General features: G+C 73.3%; 18 protein-coding genes. 10 read left to right on the plus strand and 8 right to left on the minus strand.

What is annotated here, in order from left to right:
- Nucleotides 1–194 (minus strand): hypothetical protein (locus HW578_RS13550; protein WP_198371079.1); only part of this gene is annotated, 194 nt, incomplete at its 3' end.
- A gap of 102 nt (nucleotides 195–296) precedes the next feature.
- On the opposite strand from HW578_RS13550, the gene HW578_RS13555 reads away from it, so the two are divergent.
- The 4 genes from HW578_RS13555 to HW578_RS13570 all read left to right on the plus strand — a co-directional run bounded on the left by HW578_RS13555 (nucleotide 297) and on the right by HW578_RS13570 (nucleotide 3,571).
- Nucleotides 297–1,496, plus strand: a complete 1,200-nt coding sequence (locus HW578_RS13555) for a cupin domain-containing protein (protein ID WP_198371080.1) — start codon at nucleotides 297–299, stop codon at nucleotides 1,494–1,496.
- Nucleotides 1,493–1,915, plus strand: a complete 423-nt coding sequence (locus tag HW578_RS13560) for an OmpA family protein (protein ID WP_198371081.1) — start codon at nucleotides 1,493–1,495, stop codon at nucleotides 1,913–1,915. The genes HW578_RS13555 and HW578_RS13560 overlap by 4 nt, the downstream gene beginning before the upstream one ends.
- 223 nt (nucleotides 1,916–2,138) lie before the next feature.
- Nucleotides 2,139–2,924, plus strand: a complete 786-nt coding sequence (locus tag HW578_RS13565) for a DUF4394 domain-containing protein (protein WP_198371082.1) — start codon at nucleotides 2,139–2,141, stop codon at nucleotides 2,922–2,924.
- 173 nt (nucleotides 2,925–3,097) lie between these two features.
- A complete protein-coding gene (locus tag HW578_RS13570) occupies nucleotides 3,098–3,571 on the plus strand; it encodes a DUF1203 domain-containing protein (RefSeq protein ID WP_198371083.1) in 474 nt (157 codons plus the stop codon).
- On the opposite strand, the gene HW578_RS13575 is transcribed toward HW578_RS13570, so the two are convergent.
- Nucleotides 3,568–4,494 (minus strand): BKACE family enzyme, encoded by a 927-nt coding sequence (locus HW578_RS13575; RefSeq protein ID WP_198371084.1) that lies wholly within the window; start codon nucleotides 4,492–4,494, stop codon nucleotides 3,568–3,570. The two genes, HW578_RS13570 and HW578_RS13575, sit on opposite strands and share 4 nt — an antisense overlap.
- A gap of 232 nt (nucleotides 4,495–4,726) precedes the next feature.
- On the opposite strand from HW578_RS13575, the gene HW578_RS13580 reads away from it, so the two are divergent.
- Nucleotides 4,727–5,872, plus strand: a complete 1,146-nt coding sequence (locus tag HW578_RS13580) for an MFS transporter (RefSeq protein ID WP_198371085.1) — start codon at nucleotides 4,727–4,729, stop codon at nucleotides 5,870–5,872.
- Nucleotides 5,873–6,002: 130 nt separating this feature from the next.
- On the plus strand, nucleotides 6,003–6,806 hold the full coding sequence (locus HW578_RS13585; protein WP_198371086.1) for a 3'-5' exonuclease family protein: 804 nt from the start codon (nucleotides 6,003–6,005) through the stop codon (nucleotides 6,804–6,806).
- A gap of 9 nt (nucleotides 6,807–6,815) precedes the next feature.
- Here HW578_RS13585 and HW578_RS13590 read toward each other — a convergent pair whose 3' ends face one another.
- The gene (locus HW578_RS13590) at nucleotides 6,816–8,060 is read right to left on the minus strand and encodes a class I SAM-dependent methyltransferase (RefSeq protein ID WP_198371087.1); all 1,245 of its coding nucleotides are present in this window, start codon (nucleotides 8,058–8,060) and stop codon (nucleotides 6,816–6,818) included.
- An 84-nt stretch (nucleotides 8,061–8,144) separates the two neighbouring features.
- Here HW578_RS13590 and HW578_RS13595 point away from each other — a divergent pair, with 84 nt between their 5' ends.
- Together HW578_RS13595 and rlmN are read left to right on the plus strand one after the other, a co-directional pair.
- Nucleotides 8,145–8,669: an invasion associated locus B family protein gene (locus tag HW578_RS13595; RefSeq protein ID WP_198371088.1), complete on the plus strand. Its 525-nt coding sequence runs from the start codon at nucleotides 8,145–8,147 to the stop codon at nucleotides 8,667–8,669.
- A gap of 47 nt (nucleotides 8,670–8,716) precedes the next feature.
- Nucleotides 8,717–9,895, plus strand: coding sequence for a 23S rRNA (adenine(2503)-C(2))-methyltransferase RlmN (rlmN, locus tag HW578_RS13600; protein ID WP_232478945.1), 1,179 nt, complete (start codon nucleotides 8,717–8,719; stop codon nucleotides 9,893–9,895).
- Here rlmN and HW578_RS13605 read toward each other — a convergent pair whose 3' ends face one another.
- The 4 genes from HW578_RS13605 to HW578_RS13620 form a co-directional block, all read right to left on the minus strand.
- The gene (locus HW578_RS13605) at nucleotides 9,896–10,276 is read right to left on the minus strand and encodes a rhodanese-like domain-containing protein (protein ID WP_198371089.1); all 381 of its coding nucleotides are present in this window, start codon (nucleotides 10,274–10,276) and stop codon (nucleotides 9,896–9,898) included.
- Between the two features lie 107 nt (nucleotides 10,277–10,383).
- On the minus strand, nucleotides 10,384–10,767 hold the full coding sequence (locus HW578_RS13610) for an MAPEG family protein (RefSeq protein WP_198371090.1): 384 nt from the start codon (nucleotides 10,765–10,767) through the stop codon (nucleotides 10,384–10,386).
- Nucleotides 10,767–11,240 (minus strand): YbaK/EbsC family protein, encoded by a 474-nt coding sequence (locus HW578_RS13615; RefSeq protein ID WP_198371091.1) that lies wholly within the window; start codon nucleotides 11,238–11,240, stop codon nucleotides 10,767–10,769. Before HW578_RS13615 ends, HW578_RS13610 begins: the two co-directional genes overlap by 1 nt.
- An 11-nt stretch (nucleotides 11,241–11,251) precedes the next feature.
- Nucleotides 11,252–11,644 (minus strand): MAPEG family protein, encoded by a 393-nt coding sequence (locus HW578_RS13620; RefSeq protein ID WP_198371092.1) that lies wholly within the window; start codon nucleotides 11,642–11,644, stop codon nucleotides 11,252–11,254.
- A 244-nt stretch (nucleotides 11,645–11,888) separates the two neighbouring features.
- Between HW578_RS13620 and hemW the strand changes: the two genes are divergently transcribed.
- Complete coding sequence (gene hemW / locus HW578_RS13625; RefSeq protein WP_198371093.1) at nucleotides 11,889–13,052, plus strand: radical SAM family heme chaperone HemW; 1,164 nt, start codon at nucleotides 11,889–11,891, stop codon at nucleotides 13,050–13,052.
- A 143-nt stretch (nucleotides 13,053–13,195) separates the two neighbouring features.
- Here the strand turns inward: hemW and HW578_RS13630 are convergent, their stop codons facing one another.
- Nucleotides 13,196–13,837 (minus strand): hypothetical protein, encoded by a 642-nt coding sequence (locus HW578_RS13630; protein WP_198371094.1) that lies wholly within the window; start codon nucleotides 13,835–13,837, stop codon nucleotides 13,196–13,198.
- 221 nt (nucleotides 13,838–14,058) lie between these two features.
- Between HW578_RS13630 and HW578_RS13635 the strand changes: the two genes are divergently transcribed.
- The gene (locus tag HW578_RS13635; RefSeq protein WP_198371095.1) at nucleotides 14,059–14,910 is read left to right on the plus strand and encodes a SirB1 family protein; all 852 of its coding nucleotides are present in this window, start codon (nucleotides 14,059–14,061) and stop codon (nucleotides 14,908–14,910) included.
- Nucleotides 14,911–15,009: the final 99 nt, after the last annotated feature.

Here is a 15,009-nt window from a genome sequence, read left to right on the forward strand (position 1 = left end):
GAGGCGGCGGCGGCGGCCAGCGCCTCGGGCGGCTCGGCGGCCAGTTCGGCGGTCGGCACCGCGGCATGAAGATCCCGCAGCAGGCGCGCGGCATCGGGCGGCAGGGCAGGGGCCAGGCGCGCCAGCGCCTCCCCGGCCGCGCGCAGCACCTCGGCGCGCGTCGTGTCCCCCGGGCCCGGCATGTCGTTCGCCATGGTTTCCTCCGTTTCGCCGCCGGGGCAGCCTGCGCCGGCCGGCCCCGCCGCGTCCAGACCGGACGCTGACGCAGCCCGCCCGGCCGCGCTAGGATGCGCCGCATGAAGATGACGTTGCAGGACCTTCTTTCGCCCATCACGCCCGAGCGGTTCCTCGCCGAGCACTACGACCGCGCGCCGCTGCACATCCAGGGCAGCCCGGACAAGTTCGCCGGCGTGCTCGACTGGGCGGGCATCAACCGGCTGCTCGACATGACGCATGTCTGGACCGAGACCAGCCTCAAGCTGGTGCTCGACAGCGCGCCGGTGCCGCCCGCGGCCTACAGCGTGAAGGCGGTCTCGCGCGACGGCGCGCAGGTGCTCCAGCCAGTGGCGGCGAAGGTCCAGGACTGGGTGCGCCGCGGTGCCTCGGTCGTGATGAACGACGTGGACAGCCTGACACCCGGCCTCGCCGCCGTGTCGGACGCGCTGGAGGGGGCCGGCTTCGGCAAGGCGCAGGCGAACGTCTACATCTCCTTCCAGTCGCACAAGGCGTTCCACGCGCATTACGACACGCACGACGTCTGGGCCGTCCAGGTGGAAGGCGAGAAGACCTGGAACATCTGGGAAGGCCGCGCCGAATGGCCGATCCCGCACCCCGCCTTCCGCGGCCAGAAGCAGGACCACCACGAACAGGCCAAGGGCGCACTGCGCGCCAAGGTGCTACTGAAGAAGGGCGACATCCTCTATTTGCCGCGCGGCTGGTACCACGACGCGCTGGCCGAGGCGCCAAACTCCGTCCATGTCGCCTATGGCGTGCACGCGCCGCTCGGGATGGACGTGCTGAACGTGCTGATGGAGCGCGCGCTCTACGACGCCGAGTTCCGCAAGCCGCTGCCCCGTCAGGATGGCAGCGCCGCCGCGCGTGAGGCGCTGGCCTCGCGCGCGGCGCTGCTGGGCGACCGCCTCGCCGCCCTCGCGCGCGACCCCAAGGTGCAGGAGGTGCTGGCGGGCTTCGTGCGCGACTATCGCTTCCAGCGCGGCGGCTACGACCTGCTCGCGGCGCGCGGCGCGTCGCCGGACGAGCCCTCCGGTGCCGCCTTCCGCGTCGTGGCGGAAGCGAGACCCGTCAGGCGTGGCAACGAGTTCGGCCTGCGCACGCCCTCCGGCATCGTCGCCATGACTCTGCCCGAGGTCGAGGCCGCCGCCTGGATCATGGCGCGGCCCGCCATCACCGAAGCCGAGTTGCGCGGCGCGCATCCGAACCTCGATGCGCCGGGGCTGATCGCGCGGCTGCGCCAGGCCGGCGTGCTCGCGGCATGATCCGCCTGGTCGCGCTGGCGCTACTGGCCGCCGCGCCGGCCACCGCGCAGATCCGCCCCTTCAGCTGCGTCGGCGCCGAGCAGATCGAGGACGATGTCTTCGCCGTGCCCTTCGCCCGCGACAGCGCGCGCGTGACGGATGCGGCGCGCACGCCGCTCGCCGCGGCGCAGGAACTGCTGCGCGACAATCCCGACCGCGTCGCGTGCCTGCTGGGCCATGCGGGGCAGGAAGGGGGTGCCACCACCTCGATCCGCCTGGCGGCGGAACGCGCGCGCGCCGTGGCGCAGGCGCTCTCCGCCCGCGGCATCGAGCGCGACCGGCTGCGCGCGGAAGCCCGCAGCGCGCAGTTCAGCCCGCGCGTGCGCATGGCCGAGCCGCCCTCCCGCACGGTGACCATCGTGGTGCTGCCCGCGCCCTGATATGGCCGGCGCCTTCGCCGGACGTATCCGCGCGCAGGGTTGGCGGGCACCCATCGAAGCCCGCTTCGATGGGACCCGGTGCGGCGGCTGCGCGCCAAGCCACAGGGCTACCGGCACCGCGCGATTTCGTGATCGCGCCCCTGCATCCATCCGCGGCGGCGCTCCGTAGGGCATTCAGCGGGGCCGATGGCGGCCTCGTTTCGAACCCCACGGAGAGACCGCCATGACGACCCCCTTCCGCCTCACCCTCGCCGCCTTCGGCATGATCGCCGCCGCCGGCGCAGCCCAGGCCACGACACTGGTCGGGCTGACCGCCGACAACGCGCTGGTGCGCATCGACAGCGAGACGCGCCGCGCCGCCACCCCCGTGCGCATCACCGGCGCCGATGGCCGCGTCATGGGCATCGACCAGCGGCCGCAGGATGGCCGCCTGTATGGCGTGACCGAGCGCGGGCAGATCGTGACGATCGACCCGGCGACCGGCCGCGCGACGCAGGTCAGCCGCCTCAACACCGAGTTCCAGCCCGGCGGCCGCGCGGTGGTGGACTTCAACCCGGTCGCCAACCGCCTGCGGGTGATGGGCATGAACGGTGTGAACCTGCGCGTGAATGTCGACACCGGCGAGGCGGTGCGCGACGGGGCGCTCAAGTACGCGACGGGCACGGCCTTCGCGGAGCAGGCGCCGCGCATCACCGCCGGCGCCTACACCAACAGCGTGGGCGGCGCGAGCGCCACGGCGCTTTACACCATCGACACGCTGACCCGGACCTTCAACCTGCAGGCGCCGCCCAATGACGGCGTGCAGCAGCCGCGCGGCGAGGTGGCGGCGATGCTGCCGCCGGGCGTCGCCTTCGACATCCTGGCCGGCGAGGGCGGCGCCAACATGGGCTTCCTGCTCGCGGGCGGGACGCTGCACGGCGTGAACCTCGAGACCGGCGCAGCCACCGCGACCGGGCCTGTGGCGGGCCTTCCCGCGGTCGAGGTGATCGACATCGCCGCGATGCGGTGAGCCGCGCGCGCCCCCGGCGGGCGTGACCGGCTGACGCGGCATCACGCCCCCTGCCGCGGCGCCCGCCCGGGGGAAAGCGCCCGCGCCCGTATCGGACCCGATGCGGGCGCGGTGCCGCATGCGGACGCAACAGGCGGGAGGCGCGGGCGCGCGGGCTGCGCCAGGATCGCGCCATGACACGCTTCCGCTGCGTCCCCATGGACGCCGATTCCGCCGCCCGCTTCCGCGCCACGCATCGCGACGATCGCGGCGGCACGGTGCAGCTTCGTCCCGTCGATGGGCCGGGCTTTCCCTGCCGCGCCTGCCTGCGCCTCGGCAGGCCGGGCGAGACCATGCTGCTGGCCTCCTGGGACCTGCCGCTGCCGCAGGGGCCGTACTGGACCCCATCCCCGGTCTTCCTGCACGCGCAGGATTGCGGCGGCGCGCCGGTCGAGGACGCGCTGCCCGAGACCGTCACGGCGAACGCCATCGTCAGCCTGCGGCACTACGATGCCGACGGGATGTGCCTCTACGACCTCGGCGTGGTGGTGCCCGGCGAGGATGCGGAAGCGGCACTCCGCGCGCGGATCGACGACCCGCGCGTGGCCTATGTGAACATCCACACCGCGCGGCCTGGCTGCTGGCTGACGCGGGTGGAGCGGGCCTAGAAGCCGACCAGGTCGCCGCCCTTCAGCTTCAGCATCGCCCGCGCCTCGGCCGGCGTGGCGACCTCGAGCGATAGTTCCTCGAGGATGCGGCGGATCTTGGAAACTTGTTCCGCATTCGACGTGGCGGCCTTGCCCTTGCCGATCCACAGGCTGTCCTCGAGCCCGACGCGCACGTTCCCGCCCATCATCGCCGCCATGGTCACGAAGGGCATCTGGTGGCGCCCGGCCGCCAGCACGGACCAGACATAGGCATCGCCGAACAGCCGGTCGGCGGTCTCCTTCATGAACATCAGGTTGCGGTGCTCGGCGCCGATGCCACCCAGGATGCCGAATATGGTCTGGGTGAACAGCGGCGGCTCGACCACCTTGCGGTCGAGCATATGCGCCAGGTTGTAGAGGTGCCCGACATCGTAGCATTCGAACTCGAAGCGCGTGCCGTGCCCCTTGCCGAGGCGCTCCACCACCTGCTCGATGTCCTGGAAGGTGTTGCGGAAGATGTAGTTGGTGGTGCCTTCCAGGTAGGGCTTCTCCCAGTCGTATTTGAACTTCTTCACCCGCGCCGCGGACGGCGCGATGTTGAAGTTCATGCTGCCCATGTTGAGGCTGCACATCTCGGGCTTGGCCAGCAGCGGCGCCGCCAGCCGCTCATCGAGCGACATGCCGAGCCCGCCGCCGGTCGTGATGTTGATGACCGCGTCGGTGGACTGCTTGATCACCGGCAGGAACTGCATGAACACCGCCGGGTCCGGCGTGGGGCGGCCGTCGATCGGGTCGCGCGCATGCAGGTGGATGATCGAGGCCCCCGCCTCGGCCGCGGCGATCGACTGCTCGGCGATCTGCTGGGGCGTGATCGGCAGGTGCTCCGACATGGACGGGGTGTGGATCGCACCGGTGACGGCACAGGTGATGATGACCTTGGACATGCTGCTTCCTCCGCGCTGATGCCGGCGGCCTTCCGGTCCGGCCCGGCATGCGCGCAGGGTTGACGTGCACCCATCGAAGCAAGCTTCGATGGGACCCGGTGTGGCGGCTGCGCGCAAAACCGATGTTGGTGATCCTGCCCCGCGCCGCGGCGCGCCGGAAGGCCCCGCGTCGCCGCGCAGACGCGGCGCCCGATCCGTTGACGCGCCACCCGCCCCGCCCGATCCTGCCCGCGTGTCCCGGAACCCAGGCGTCGTCGCGATCGGTGGCGCGGTCTTCGCGATCGGCTTCTCAACCACGCTCGCGATGCCGCTCTTCACCACCTATGCGGCGCGCGACGGCGGCGGGGCCTCGGGGCTGGCGGCGGCCTTCATCGCCTATGCCGCGACGCTGATCGTCACCGCGCCGCTGCTGGGCGGGCTGTCCGACCGGATCGGGCGCCGGCCCTGCGTGCTGGCCGCGCTGTTGCTCGCCGGGCTGTCCACGCTGGCGCTGGTGGTGGCGCCGGGACTGGTCGCGCTCGGCATCGCGCGCATGCTGCAGGGGCTGGCCATCGGCCTGGTGGCAGGGGGGGCGACCGCCTGGGCGGCGGAACTGGCCGGCGGGCCGGAGGCCGGGCGCCAGGCCGCGCGCGTCACCGCCTTCGCAACCGCGGGGTCCTATGGCGCGGGCGCGCTCGCCACGCTGGGCGCGCTGTGGCTGCTGGGGGATGGCGAACCGCCCATCACCTTCTGGCTGCACATCGGCGCGGTGGCGGTGCTGGCGCTGGTGGTCGCGCGCCTGCCGGACCGCCGCCCGCATGAACGCGTGGCCTGGCTGCGCGTGCCGGCCTTCCCGCGCGGTACCGTCGCGGGGTCCTTCGGCATGTTCGCCGCCTGGGGGGTGACGGGGGTGACCATCACCTCGGTGCCGAGCGCCCTGGCCGCGGCCGGCTATCCACGCATGGGCCCGATCGCGGTGTGCTTCATGATCCTCGCCGGCACGGCGGTGCAGCAGGCGATCGGCCAGCTGCCGGCGCGGCGGTCGTCGCTGATCGGCCTGCCGGTGCTGGTGGCAGGCGCGGGGCTGGTGGTGCTGGGCACGCTGACGGCGGCGCTGCCGCTGCTGCTGGCGGGCGGGGCGCTGGTCGGCAGCGCCGCCTACGGCTTCCTGTTCGTGGGCGCGCTGGCCGGCGCCAGCGAGGCCGCCTCCGGCGAGGACCGCGCGCGCGCCGCCGCCGGGGTGTTCCTGGTCGCGCATCTGGGCTTCTGCGTGCCGCCGCTGCTGACCGGCCTCGCGGTCGATGCGGTCGGGCCTGGGCTGGCGCTGGGCGGGTTCTGGGCGGCGCTGGCGGTGTTCTGCGCGCTGCTCGCGCTGGTGCTGGGGCGCCGGCGGGCCTAGAGCAGATCCCGATCGGGTAAAGATGCTCGCAAGAACAAGAAGCTAGAGGCGTTGCCGCGAGCCGGGGCGCGCGGAAACGCCGCTAGCGCCGCATGGATGGCGCGCCGCGCCCATGCGATGCTGGTCCGGCATGGAACGCGTCGTCGTCTTCGATATCGAGACCGTGCCGGACCTCGTGGCCGGCCGCGCCCTGCTGGGCGACGAGGCGCAGGGCCTGGACGACGCCACGCTGCGACGGCACCTCGGCGCCCGTTACGCGCGCGAGGGGCAGGACGCCGCCACCGCCTTCCTCAAGGTGCCCCTGCATGCCCTGGCCTGCCTCGCGCTGCTGGTGGCCGAGCGCGACGGAGCCGAGGAACCCTGGCGTGTGCGCCGCCTCGCCGCCCGCCATGTCGGCGACACGCCCGAGGCCGCGATCCTGGCGCTGTTCGAACGCACCCTGTCCGGGCGCCCGGCGCCGATGCTGGCGGGCTTCAACACCTCCGGCTTCGACCTGCCCGTGCTGCGCTACCGCGCCATCGCCACGGGGGTGGCGATGCCCGCGCTCAATGGCGGCAACGGGCGGGACTACGGCTACCGCTATGGGCGCGACCACCTCGACCTGGCGGACCGGCTCTCGGGCTTCCGCGCCTCGCCCATGCCGTCATTGGCCGAGGCGGCGGCGCTGATCGGGCTGACCGCCAAGGCAGGCATGCACGGCGCCGAGGTGGAGCCCGCCATGGCGCAGGGCCGCGGCGCCGAGGTCGCGACCTATTGCGAGACCGATGTCTGCGCCACCTGGATGGTGCTGCTGCGCTACTGGCAGGCGATGGGCGCACTACCGGCCGATGCCGCGCGCGGGTCCTTCCGCGCCTTCGCGGAATTCCTCGAGGAACACCGCGCCGAGCCGGACTTCGCCGAGCATGCTGAGGTCTCGGCCCGGCTGGCGGGGTAGCGCGGGGCGTCAGCCGCCGGGCGCGGCCAGCAGCAGCCGATTCACCCGCTCCAGCGCCCGCGCCAGGGCGGCGAAATCCTTCGCGAAGGCCTCGCGGGAGACGCCATTCGCCGCCAGCGCATCGCCGATCTCGCCCAGGCTGCGCTTGCCGTCCACCCGCGCGATGATGGCGGCGGCGAGGCGCGGCAGCGCGATGGGCACCACCAGCCCGTCGGCCGCGATGCGCAGGATGCCGTCGCCCGGGATGCCGGCGGCGAACTTCGCCGCGTCCAGTTCGCGCAGCACGGGCACCGCGGCGGGGTCGGTCCAGTCGGGGGCCACTGCCTCGCCCTTGCGGACGCAGTAGGCGATGTGGATGCCCATGTTGCCGGCCGCCGCCTCGGCCAGCGCGGCCCGCTGCACTGGGTCGAGCCGCGCGGTGCGCTCGCGCAGCCGCGGGTCGGTCAGGAACGAATCGGGGTCGTAGCGGAAGGGCTCGACCAGGCAGCGGATCTCGAGCCCCGCGGCCTCGACCAGCGCGGCCAGGGCTGGGACGGTGAAGGCGACGTCGCGCGGGTTCAGCAGCAGGTCGTAGATGCCCGCATCGCCGCCCTTCAGATGGTCGGTGATCCAGGGGTTGCGGCGCAGCCAGGCGGTCTCCGGCACCTGGCGCCACAGCCGCTTCGCGATGTCCACGCGCTGGGCCGGCGCCTCCTCCGGCGGGGCCACCAGCCGCAGCGCGTCCTGCAGCATGTAGACGCCGGTGCGCCCATGCGGCGCATAGACCATGAGCCCCAGGCCCCCGCCCGGCGCCAGCACCGAGACCAGCGACCTGAGCCCCGCCAGCGGGTCCGGCAGGTGGTGCAGGACCCCGCAGCAATCGATGTAGTCGAAGGGCCCGAGGCCGCTGCCCGGCAGGTCGAGGATCGATCCTTCCTCGAACGCCACGTTCTCCAGTCGTCGCGCCGCCACCCGCGCGCCAGCCACCTTGCGCGCGGCGGCGGACCGGTCGAGCCAGGTCACCCGCCCCGGCCGCCCGGCCCAGGCCATCTGCTGGGCCAGCATGACCGTGGCGTCGCCCGACCCGCCGCCGGCGACCAGCGCGTTCAGGGGCGAGGTGGCCGGCCGGCGGGCGCCGAAGATCCAGTGGTCCACCTCGCGCAGGTGTGAGGGGCTGCCGACCACGAGGCGCTTCGCCTCCTCCCGCGGGTCGCGCTGCGGGTAGGGAAAGGCCTCGTATTGCGCGGCGAGCGCGGCATCGGCGGCGTCGGTCATGGCGGCCTGTTACGCCGGGACGGCGCGTGGGGCCAGACAGCACCGCGGTTGCCCCGGGGGCCGGGTCTTCGTAGAACACCGCTCATGCGCGCCGCCCTCCTTGCCACCGCCCTCTCCGCCCTGGTCGTCGTGCCGGCCATCGCGCAGCAGCGCGCGCCTGCGCCCGCCGCCCAGCAGCAGGGTCCGCGACGGCTCGGCGATTTCCAGGACTGGATCGCCGCGGTGCATACCGAGGCCGGGCAGAAGGTCTGCTACGCCTTCACCCGCGCGCAGCGCTCGGACCCCGCGCGGGACGGGGTGATCCTGACCGTGACGCACCGCAGCGCCAGCCGTGACCAGGTGGCGCTCTCGGCGGGCTATGCCTATCCGCGCAATGCCTCGGTCACGGTCGCGGTGGGCAGCCGCGAGCTGCCCTTCTACACCAGCGGCAACTCCGCCTTCGCGCGCGATGGCCGCGCCGCGGTGGCGGCCTTCCGTGGCGGCGCGAATGCCGCGGCGCGCGGCCCCCGTGCAGGCGGGCGCGGCACCGCCACCGACACCTTCAGCCTGTCCGGCTTCTCGGCCGCCTACGACGCGATCAGCCAGGAATGCCCGGCGCCGCGGCGATGACCGGCGCCGACAGAGCGGCGATGCCGCCGGAGCCGAACGCAGCGGCGATGGCGACCGCAACCACCGACGGGCTGCTCGACGCCGAGCGCGCGCGCATCCTCGCCAAGGCCGCGATCTTCGCCCCGCCGCCCGCCACCCTGCCGGACGGAAGGCGGGACCTTGTCGGCCTGTCGCGCGAGGAGCTGGCCGCCGAGATGGCCGCGATCGGCGAGAAGCCCTTCCGCGCCAAGCAGGTCTGGCACTGGATCTACCACCAGGGCGAGACCGACTTCGCGAAGATGACCACCATCGCGAAGCCGATGCAGGCGAAGCTGGCGGAACGCTTCGTGGTTGGCCGGCCGGAGGTGGCGACGCAGCAGGACAGCAGCGACGGCACGCGCAAATGGGTCTTCGCCTTCCGCGACGCGCAGCGGATCGAGACGGTCTACATCCCCTCGGCCGACGAGGACCGCGGCGCGGTCTGCATCTCCACGCAGGTCGGCTGCACCCTGTCCTGCACCTTCTGCCACACCGGCACGCAGAAGCTGGTGCGCAACCTGGGCGCGGCCGAGATCGTCGGCCAGTTCATGGCGGCGCGCGATTCCTACGGCGAATGGCCATCCCCCAAGGACGGCGCACCGCGGCTGCTGTCCAACATCGTCGTCATGGGCATGGGCGAGCCGCTGTACAACTACGAGAACGTGGCGAAGGCGCTGCGCATCGTGATGGACCACGAGGGCATCGGCCTGTCGCGCCGGCGCATCACGCTGTCCACCTCCGGCGTGGTGCCGATGATGGATCGCTGCGGGACGGAACTCGGCGTCGGCCTCGCCGTCTCGCTGCATGCGGTGACCAACGAGCTGCGCGACGAGATCGTGCCGCTCAACCGCAAATACCCGATCGAGGAATTGCTGGCCGCCTGCCGCCGCTATCCCGGTGCGTCCAACGCCCGGCGCATCACCTTCGAATACGTCATGCTGCGCGGCGTGAACGACAGCGAGGCCGAGGCGCGCGAGCTGGTCCGCCTGCTGCGCGGCATCCCGGCCAAGGTGAACCTGATCCCGTTCAACCCCTGGCCGGGCAGCGCGTACAAGACCAGCACCAGCGAGGCCATCCAGCGCTTCGCGGCCATCCTGAACGATGCCGGCTATTCGAGCCCGATCCGCCGGCCGCGCGGGCGGGACATCCTGGCGGCCTGCGGGCAGCTGAAGACGGAGAGCGAGCGGAAGAAGCGCCCTGCCGCCTGATCAGGCCCTCTCCACCGGCCCGCCCGCATCCACCCAGCCCTTGAACCCGCCGAGGTTGCGCACGTTCGCATACCCCATGTCGTGCAGCGTCTTGAGCACCAGCGCCGAGCGCCCGCCCGAGGCGCAATAGGCCACGATCGTCTTGGCCCGGTCGAAGCTGGCGTCGTGCAGGGCCGAGGCCGGGTCGGCGCGGAACTCCACCAGGCCACGCGGGATCGTCAGCGCGCCCGGCACCTTGCCCGAGGCCGCGACCTCGTTCGGCTCCCGCACGTCGAGGAACACCACGTCGTCGCGCCCGACCAGCCCCTTGGCCTCCTCGGGCGGGATCCGCGGCACCACGGCCTCGGCGGCGGCGAGCATCTGCTGGACGGTGAGGGTCATCTTGCGTCTCCTGCCTGCGGTGGTCGTGTCGGCGCAGGTTAGGCCGCCGCGTCCGCGCCCGCTACCGGCAGTTCCAGGCGGCACGGCCTTCCCGAGAGGCCGGCCTCTCAGATCAACGCCGTGCCAAGCGCTGCCAGGGCCGCGCAGGCGATCACGCCGAATGTCGCCATCATGCCGCCCACCCGGAAGCGGAAATCCTCGCTCTCCCGCGTGATGCCCCAGCCATGCGCGATCCGTCCCGCCAGCAGCGCCGCCCCCAGCGGGTGCAGCACCCACCAGGGCGTGCCGCCGGCTTCGGCCAACGCCAGCAGCACCAGCGCGAAGGGCACGTATTCGGCGAAATTCGCCTGGGCGCGCATGCCGCGCTCCAGCGCCGGCTGACCGCCCGCGCCGATCGCCACGCGCAGGCGCCGCCGCAGGCCGATCACGCGCAGCGACAGCCACAGGTACACCGGCGCGAGCAGCGCCGCCCAGAATGCCGTCGCGTGCATCAGCCTTCCTCGCGCAGATCCGCCACCTTCGCCCCGGTCATGCGCAGCAGCTCGGCCGGGCTCGTGCGGAAGACATGTTGGGGCGATCCCGCCGCTGCCCAGACGGTGCCGAGCGCCATCAGGTCGGCGTCGAGCAGCAGGATCGGCGGCGCGACATGCCCGACCGGCGAGACCCCGCCGATGGCGAAGCCCGTGGCGTCGCGCACCCAGGCGCCCTCGGCGCGCTTCACCGGCTGGCCGATCGCGGCCGCGACCTTGCCCATGTCCACGCGGTTGGCGCCGGAGGCAATCACCAGCACGGCCCGCGCGCCCGCCCGGAAGACGATGGATTTCGCGATCTGCGCCACCTCGCAGCCGACCGCCGCGGCGGCCTCGGCGGCGCTGCGCGTGCCTTCGGGGAAGGCCCGGATGGTGTCGGGGTGGTTCGCCGCCAGCAGCCCGGCGCGCACGCGATCGACCGAGGATCCGCTCATGCCTGGGGCCGCTACCACAGCCCCGCGCCGCCGGCGAGCGCGAGCCCCGCGGCGCCCAGCAGCGCGGCCAATGTCAGCACCATCCCGCCCGAGCGCAGCACCTGGATGTCCGGCTCGCGCGACATGCCCGCCGCATGCATCGCACGCCCCGCCAGCATCGCGATGCCGGCCGCATGCAGCGCCCAGCGCGGCGCGCCGCAGAGCTCGGCCGCGAGCAGCGCCGCCAGGAAGACCGGCACGAATTCCGCGAAGTTCGCATGCACCCGCACCGCGCGTTCCAGCAGCCGGTCACCGCCCGTGCCCAGCACCACGCGCGTGCGGTATCGCTGCGCGAAGACACGGACGGTGAGCCCGAGGAACAGGGCGACCAGGACGGCGGCATAGAGGGCGGTGACGCGGGGCATGGCGGTCCATTCGATGGCTGCCCGCCTATAGCCGCAGGGCTCGCCGGGCGGAATCGCGCGGTTGGTCGGGCCGGCGGGTGCCACTGGCCGGGCCGTGCCGGCAGCCGAGGCGCGGCCATACGGGACATGCGGAGAAGGACTGGATCAGGGTCTCCGCCCGCGCCGCGCGGGCCGATCGCGACCGGCTGGGCTGGCCGCGTCGCCACCGGGGCGCGCCATATGCAGCGCCGCCGCGCCGCGCCATATGCATGGCGTGACCGAACCCCTCGCGCTCTACATCCACTGGCCCTTCTGTGCGGCGAAGTGCCCCTACTGCGACTTCAACTCCCACGTGCGGGAGCGCGTGGACGAGGCGCGCTTCGCCACCGCGCTGCGCCGCGAACTGGCGCATGAGGCCGCGCGCGTCGGCCGCCGCCGGCTCGCCAGCATCTTCTTCGGCGGCGGCACGCCCTCCCTGATGTCGCCCGCCACCGTCGCCGCGCTGGTCGCCGATGCGCGCGCGCTGTTCGATGCAGATCCCGACGTGGAGGTCACGCTGGAGGCCAACCCGACCAGCGTCGAGATCGGCCGCCTGGAAGGCTTCCGCGACGCTGGGGTGAACCGTGCCAGCCTCGGCGTGCAGTCGCTCGAGGAAGACGCGCTGCGCTTCCTCGGCCGCAAGCACGACACGCGCGAGGCGATCGCGGCACTGGAGGCCGCGCGCGCCATCTTCCCGCGCCTGTCCTTCGACCTGATCTATGCCCGCCCCGGCCAGGCGGAGGCCGCCTGGCGCGCGGAGCTCAGGCGCGCCCTGGCGCTGGCGGCGGACCATCTCTCGCTCTACCAGCTCACCATCGAGCCCGGCACGCAGTTCGCGACCCTGCATGCGCGGGGGGACTTCGCGCTGCCCGAGGGCGACGACGCCGCGCGCCTTTACCACGCCACGGCCGAGGAAGCCGCGCGCTTCGGCCTGCGGCCCTACGAGGTCAGCAACTACGCGAAGCCGGGGGCGGAAAGCCGCCACAACCTCGCCTACTGGCGCTATGGCGACTATCTCGGCGTCGGCCCGGGCGCGCATCAGCGGCTGCTGCTGGAAGGCGCGATGGTCGCCACGCGCCGCCACCGCGCGCCCGAGGAATGGGCGCGGCGCGTGGAACAGCACGGCCATGCCGCGGTGGAGGAGGAGGCGCTCACCCCCCGGGACCGCGCGCGGGAGGCGCTGCTGATGGGCCTGCGCCTGGCCGAGGGCATCGACCCCGCCCGGATCGCCGCGCGTGCCGGCCTGCCCTTCGCCGAGGCGGTCGACCCGGCGATGCTCGCCGCCCTGCTGGACGAGGACTACCTGGCCTGGACGCCAGAGGGCCGCCTCCGCGCAACCGCCGAGGGCATCCTGCGCCTCGACGCCCTGCTGCCTGTGCTGCTGCGGTAGGGCGGCGGCGGCCGGCCGGAAACCGCCGCCCAGGCGGCCGCTAAGGCATTGCCGCGCGCCTCGGCTTGCGGCAACGCCTCTGGCACCTTGTTGCTGCGAGAATCTTCACCCGATCAGGTGATTCCACCCGATCGGGATCTGGCCTAGCGCCGCCGCCGTGCCGGCGCCTCCGGCTCGGGCGCCGGCGCGGCAATGGTGGCCGCCGCCTTCTGCCGATCGAGCGCCGCGAGATCCGCCGCCAGGTAGCCCTGCAGCACCTCCGGCGTATCGATCGTCGCGTTCGACGCGCGCTGCGCACGGGCGATGCCTGGCGCGGCGGCGGCGCGGAGTGCGGTGGCGCGGTCGGCGAACCAGGCGTCGCGCGCCTCGGCCGAGGCGAAGGGCTGCGGCGGCAGCATCACGGTGGTGTCGTTGTAGCGGCGCGTGCTGCCGGTACGCACCACCACGGCGTTCTGCGCGATGCCTGTGCCGATCGGCTGCGGGTGGTGGATGCCCTCGGCGAAGTCGCGCACCGGGCGCAGCGCCACCGTGGTCTCGGCATGGCCCGGGGCGGTGCAGGCGGCCTCGATGATGGCGGTGCTGCGCGGCAGGGGCACCTGGGCGAGGGTGGTGACCTCGGCCACGCGGCTGCCGTCGCTGGTGTTGGTCAGCACGCAGCGCGCGCCGACAGCGTCGGAGTTCAGGGTGATACGGCCAGGATGAGACGCCGGACGCAGTTCGCCGCCCAGCGCCGAGGCGTCGGAAACTGCGCTGCCACAGCCCGCGAGGGCGAGCAGCCCCAGCAAGGCGCCGCTTGCGGCCAGGGAGCGACGAAGGCCAGGGATAACTTGCAACGTTCAGTCCTCGTCTATGCCCGAAGGGCGATGGGCGCGGCTCCGGACAGGCCCGGCGCGCCGCCGTGCAACATTTAACACATCGTAAATTCTCTCGAAACGATGGATATTTCCTATTAACGAGACGCACCGCATGTCTTGATGTCAGCGCCTCAGGCCGCGACACTTGCGCCATGCCATCCTCCCCCGGGGCCGAGGCCCGCGCCGCCCTCGAGGCCGCCGGGCAGCTGCCCGATACCGAGATCGACCTGGCCGCCACCGCGCTGCAATTCGCCCGCGTGGACAGCCCCGATGCCGACTGGCGCGAGGCCGCCGCCACCCTGACCGCCATCGCACGCGCCGCGGTCCTCGCCGCCGCCGCCGACCGAGCGGCCGATGCCGGCGACCCGCAGGCGCGGCGGGAAAGGCTGCTGGCGGTGCTGCACGGCGAATTCGGCCTGACCGGCGACAGCGAGACCTATGACGACCCGGCCAATGCCAACCTGATCCGCGTGCTGGAACGCCGCCGCGGCCTGCCGGTCGCCCTTGGCATCCTCTGGCTGCACGCAGCCGAGGCGGCGGGCTGGGCCGCGCATGGCGTCGATTTCCCGGGGCATTTCCTGTTGGCGCTGGAAGGGCCGCGCGGCCAGGCGCTGGTCGATGTCTTCGCCGGCGGCACCGCGCTGGAAGCGCCCGCCTTGCGCAGCCTGCTGAAGCGCATCGAGGGCGAGGCGGCGGAACTGCGCCCGGGCCTGCTGCGCCCGATGTCCAAGCGCGAGGTGCTGCTCCGCCTGCAGAACAACATCAAGCTGCGCCGCCTGCGGGCCGGCGCGCTGGAGGGCGCTCTGACCTGCACCGAGGACATGCTGCGCCTCGCCCCCGACGCGGCCGGGCTGTGGCGCGAGGCCGGGCTGATGAACCAGCGGCTGGATCGGATCGGCGCCGCGCTCACCTGCCTCGACCGCTTCCTGGCGCTGGTGCCGGAGGGCGAGGCGGCGGCGCGCATCCGCGCCCTGACGGCGGAACTGCGCCAGCGGCTGAACTGAGGGGGGGGGGGAGTCTTCTTTGCCCTCAGGCGCCGGGCGCCGCCTCCGGCGGCTTGGCTTGCGCGCCGCGCACTGGTGCGCCGGACGCAGCGGATGGTC

Origin of the sequence: Roseomonas rosulenta, assembly GCF_016106005.1 — a bacterium.
Lineage (GTDB): Bacteria > Pseudomonadota > Alphaproteobacteria > Acetobacterales > Acetobacteraceae > Neoroseomonas > Neoroseomonas rosulenta.

Coding starts and splice junctions, on each gene's coding strand:
- HW578_RS13555 (WP_198371080.1), top strand. CDS start 297: ATGAAGATGACGTTGCAGGACCTTCTTTCGCCCATCACGCCCGAGCGG.
- HW578_RS13560 (WP_198371081.1), top strand. CDS start 1,493: ATGATCCGCCTGGTCGCGCTGGCGCTACTGGCCGCCGCGCCGGCCACC.
- HW578_RS13565 (WP_198371082.1), top strand. CDS start 2,139: ATGACGACCCCCTTCCGCCTCACCCTCGCCGCCTTCGGCATGATCGCC.
- HW578_RS13570 (WP_198371083.1), top strand. CDS start 3,098: ATGACACGCTTCCGCTGCGTCCCCATGGACGCCGATTCCGCCGCCCGC.
- HW578_RS13575 (WP_198371084.1), bottom strand. CDS start 4,494: ATGTCCAAGGTCATCATCACCTGTGCCGTCACCGGTGCGATCCACACC.
- HW578_RS13585 (WP_198371086.1), top strand. CDS start 6,003: ATGGAACGCGTCGTCGTCTTCGATATCGAGACCGTGCCGGACCTCGTG.
- HW578_RS13590 (WP_198371087.1), bottom strand. CDS start 8,060: ATGACCGACGCCGCCGATGCCGCGCTCGCCGCGCAATACGAGGCCTTT.
- HW578_RS13595 (WP_198371088.1), top strand. CDS start 8,145: ATGCGCGCCGCCCTCCTTGCCACCGCCCTCTCCGCCCTGGTCGTCGTG.
- rlmN (WP_232478945.1), top strand. CDS start 8,717: ATGGCGACCGCAACCACCGACGGGCTGCTCGACGCCGAGCGCGCGCGC.
- HW578_RS13605 (WP_198371089.1), bottom strand. CDS start 10,276: ATGACCCTCACCGTCCAGCAGATGCTCGCCGCCGCCGAGGCCGTGGTG.
- HW578_RS13610 (WP_198371090.1), bottom strand. CDS start 10,767: ATGCACGCGACGGCATTCTGGGCGGCGCTGCTCGCGCCGGTGTACCTG.
- HW578_RS13615 (WP_198371091.1), bottom strand. CDS start 11,240: ATGAGCGGATCCTCGGTCGATCGCGTGCGCGCCGGGCTGCTGGCGGCG.
- HW578_RS13620 (WP_198371092.1), bottom strand. CDS start 11,644: ATGCCCCGCGTCACCGCCCTCTATGCCGCCGTCCTGGTCGCCCTGTTC.
- hemW (WP_198371093.1), top strand. CDS start 11,889: ATGCATGGCGTGACCGAACCCCTCGCGCTCTACATCCACTGGCCCTTC.
- HW578_RS13635 (WP_198371095.1), top strand. CDS start 14,059: ATGCCATCCTCCCCCGGGGCCGAGGCCCGCGCCGCCCTCGAGGCCGCC.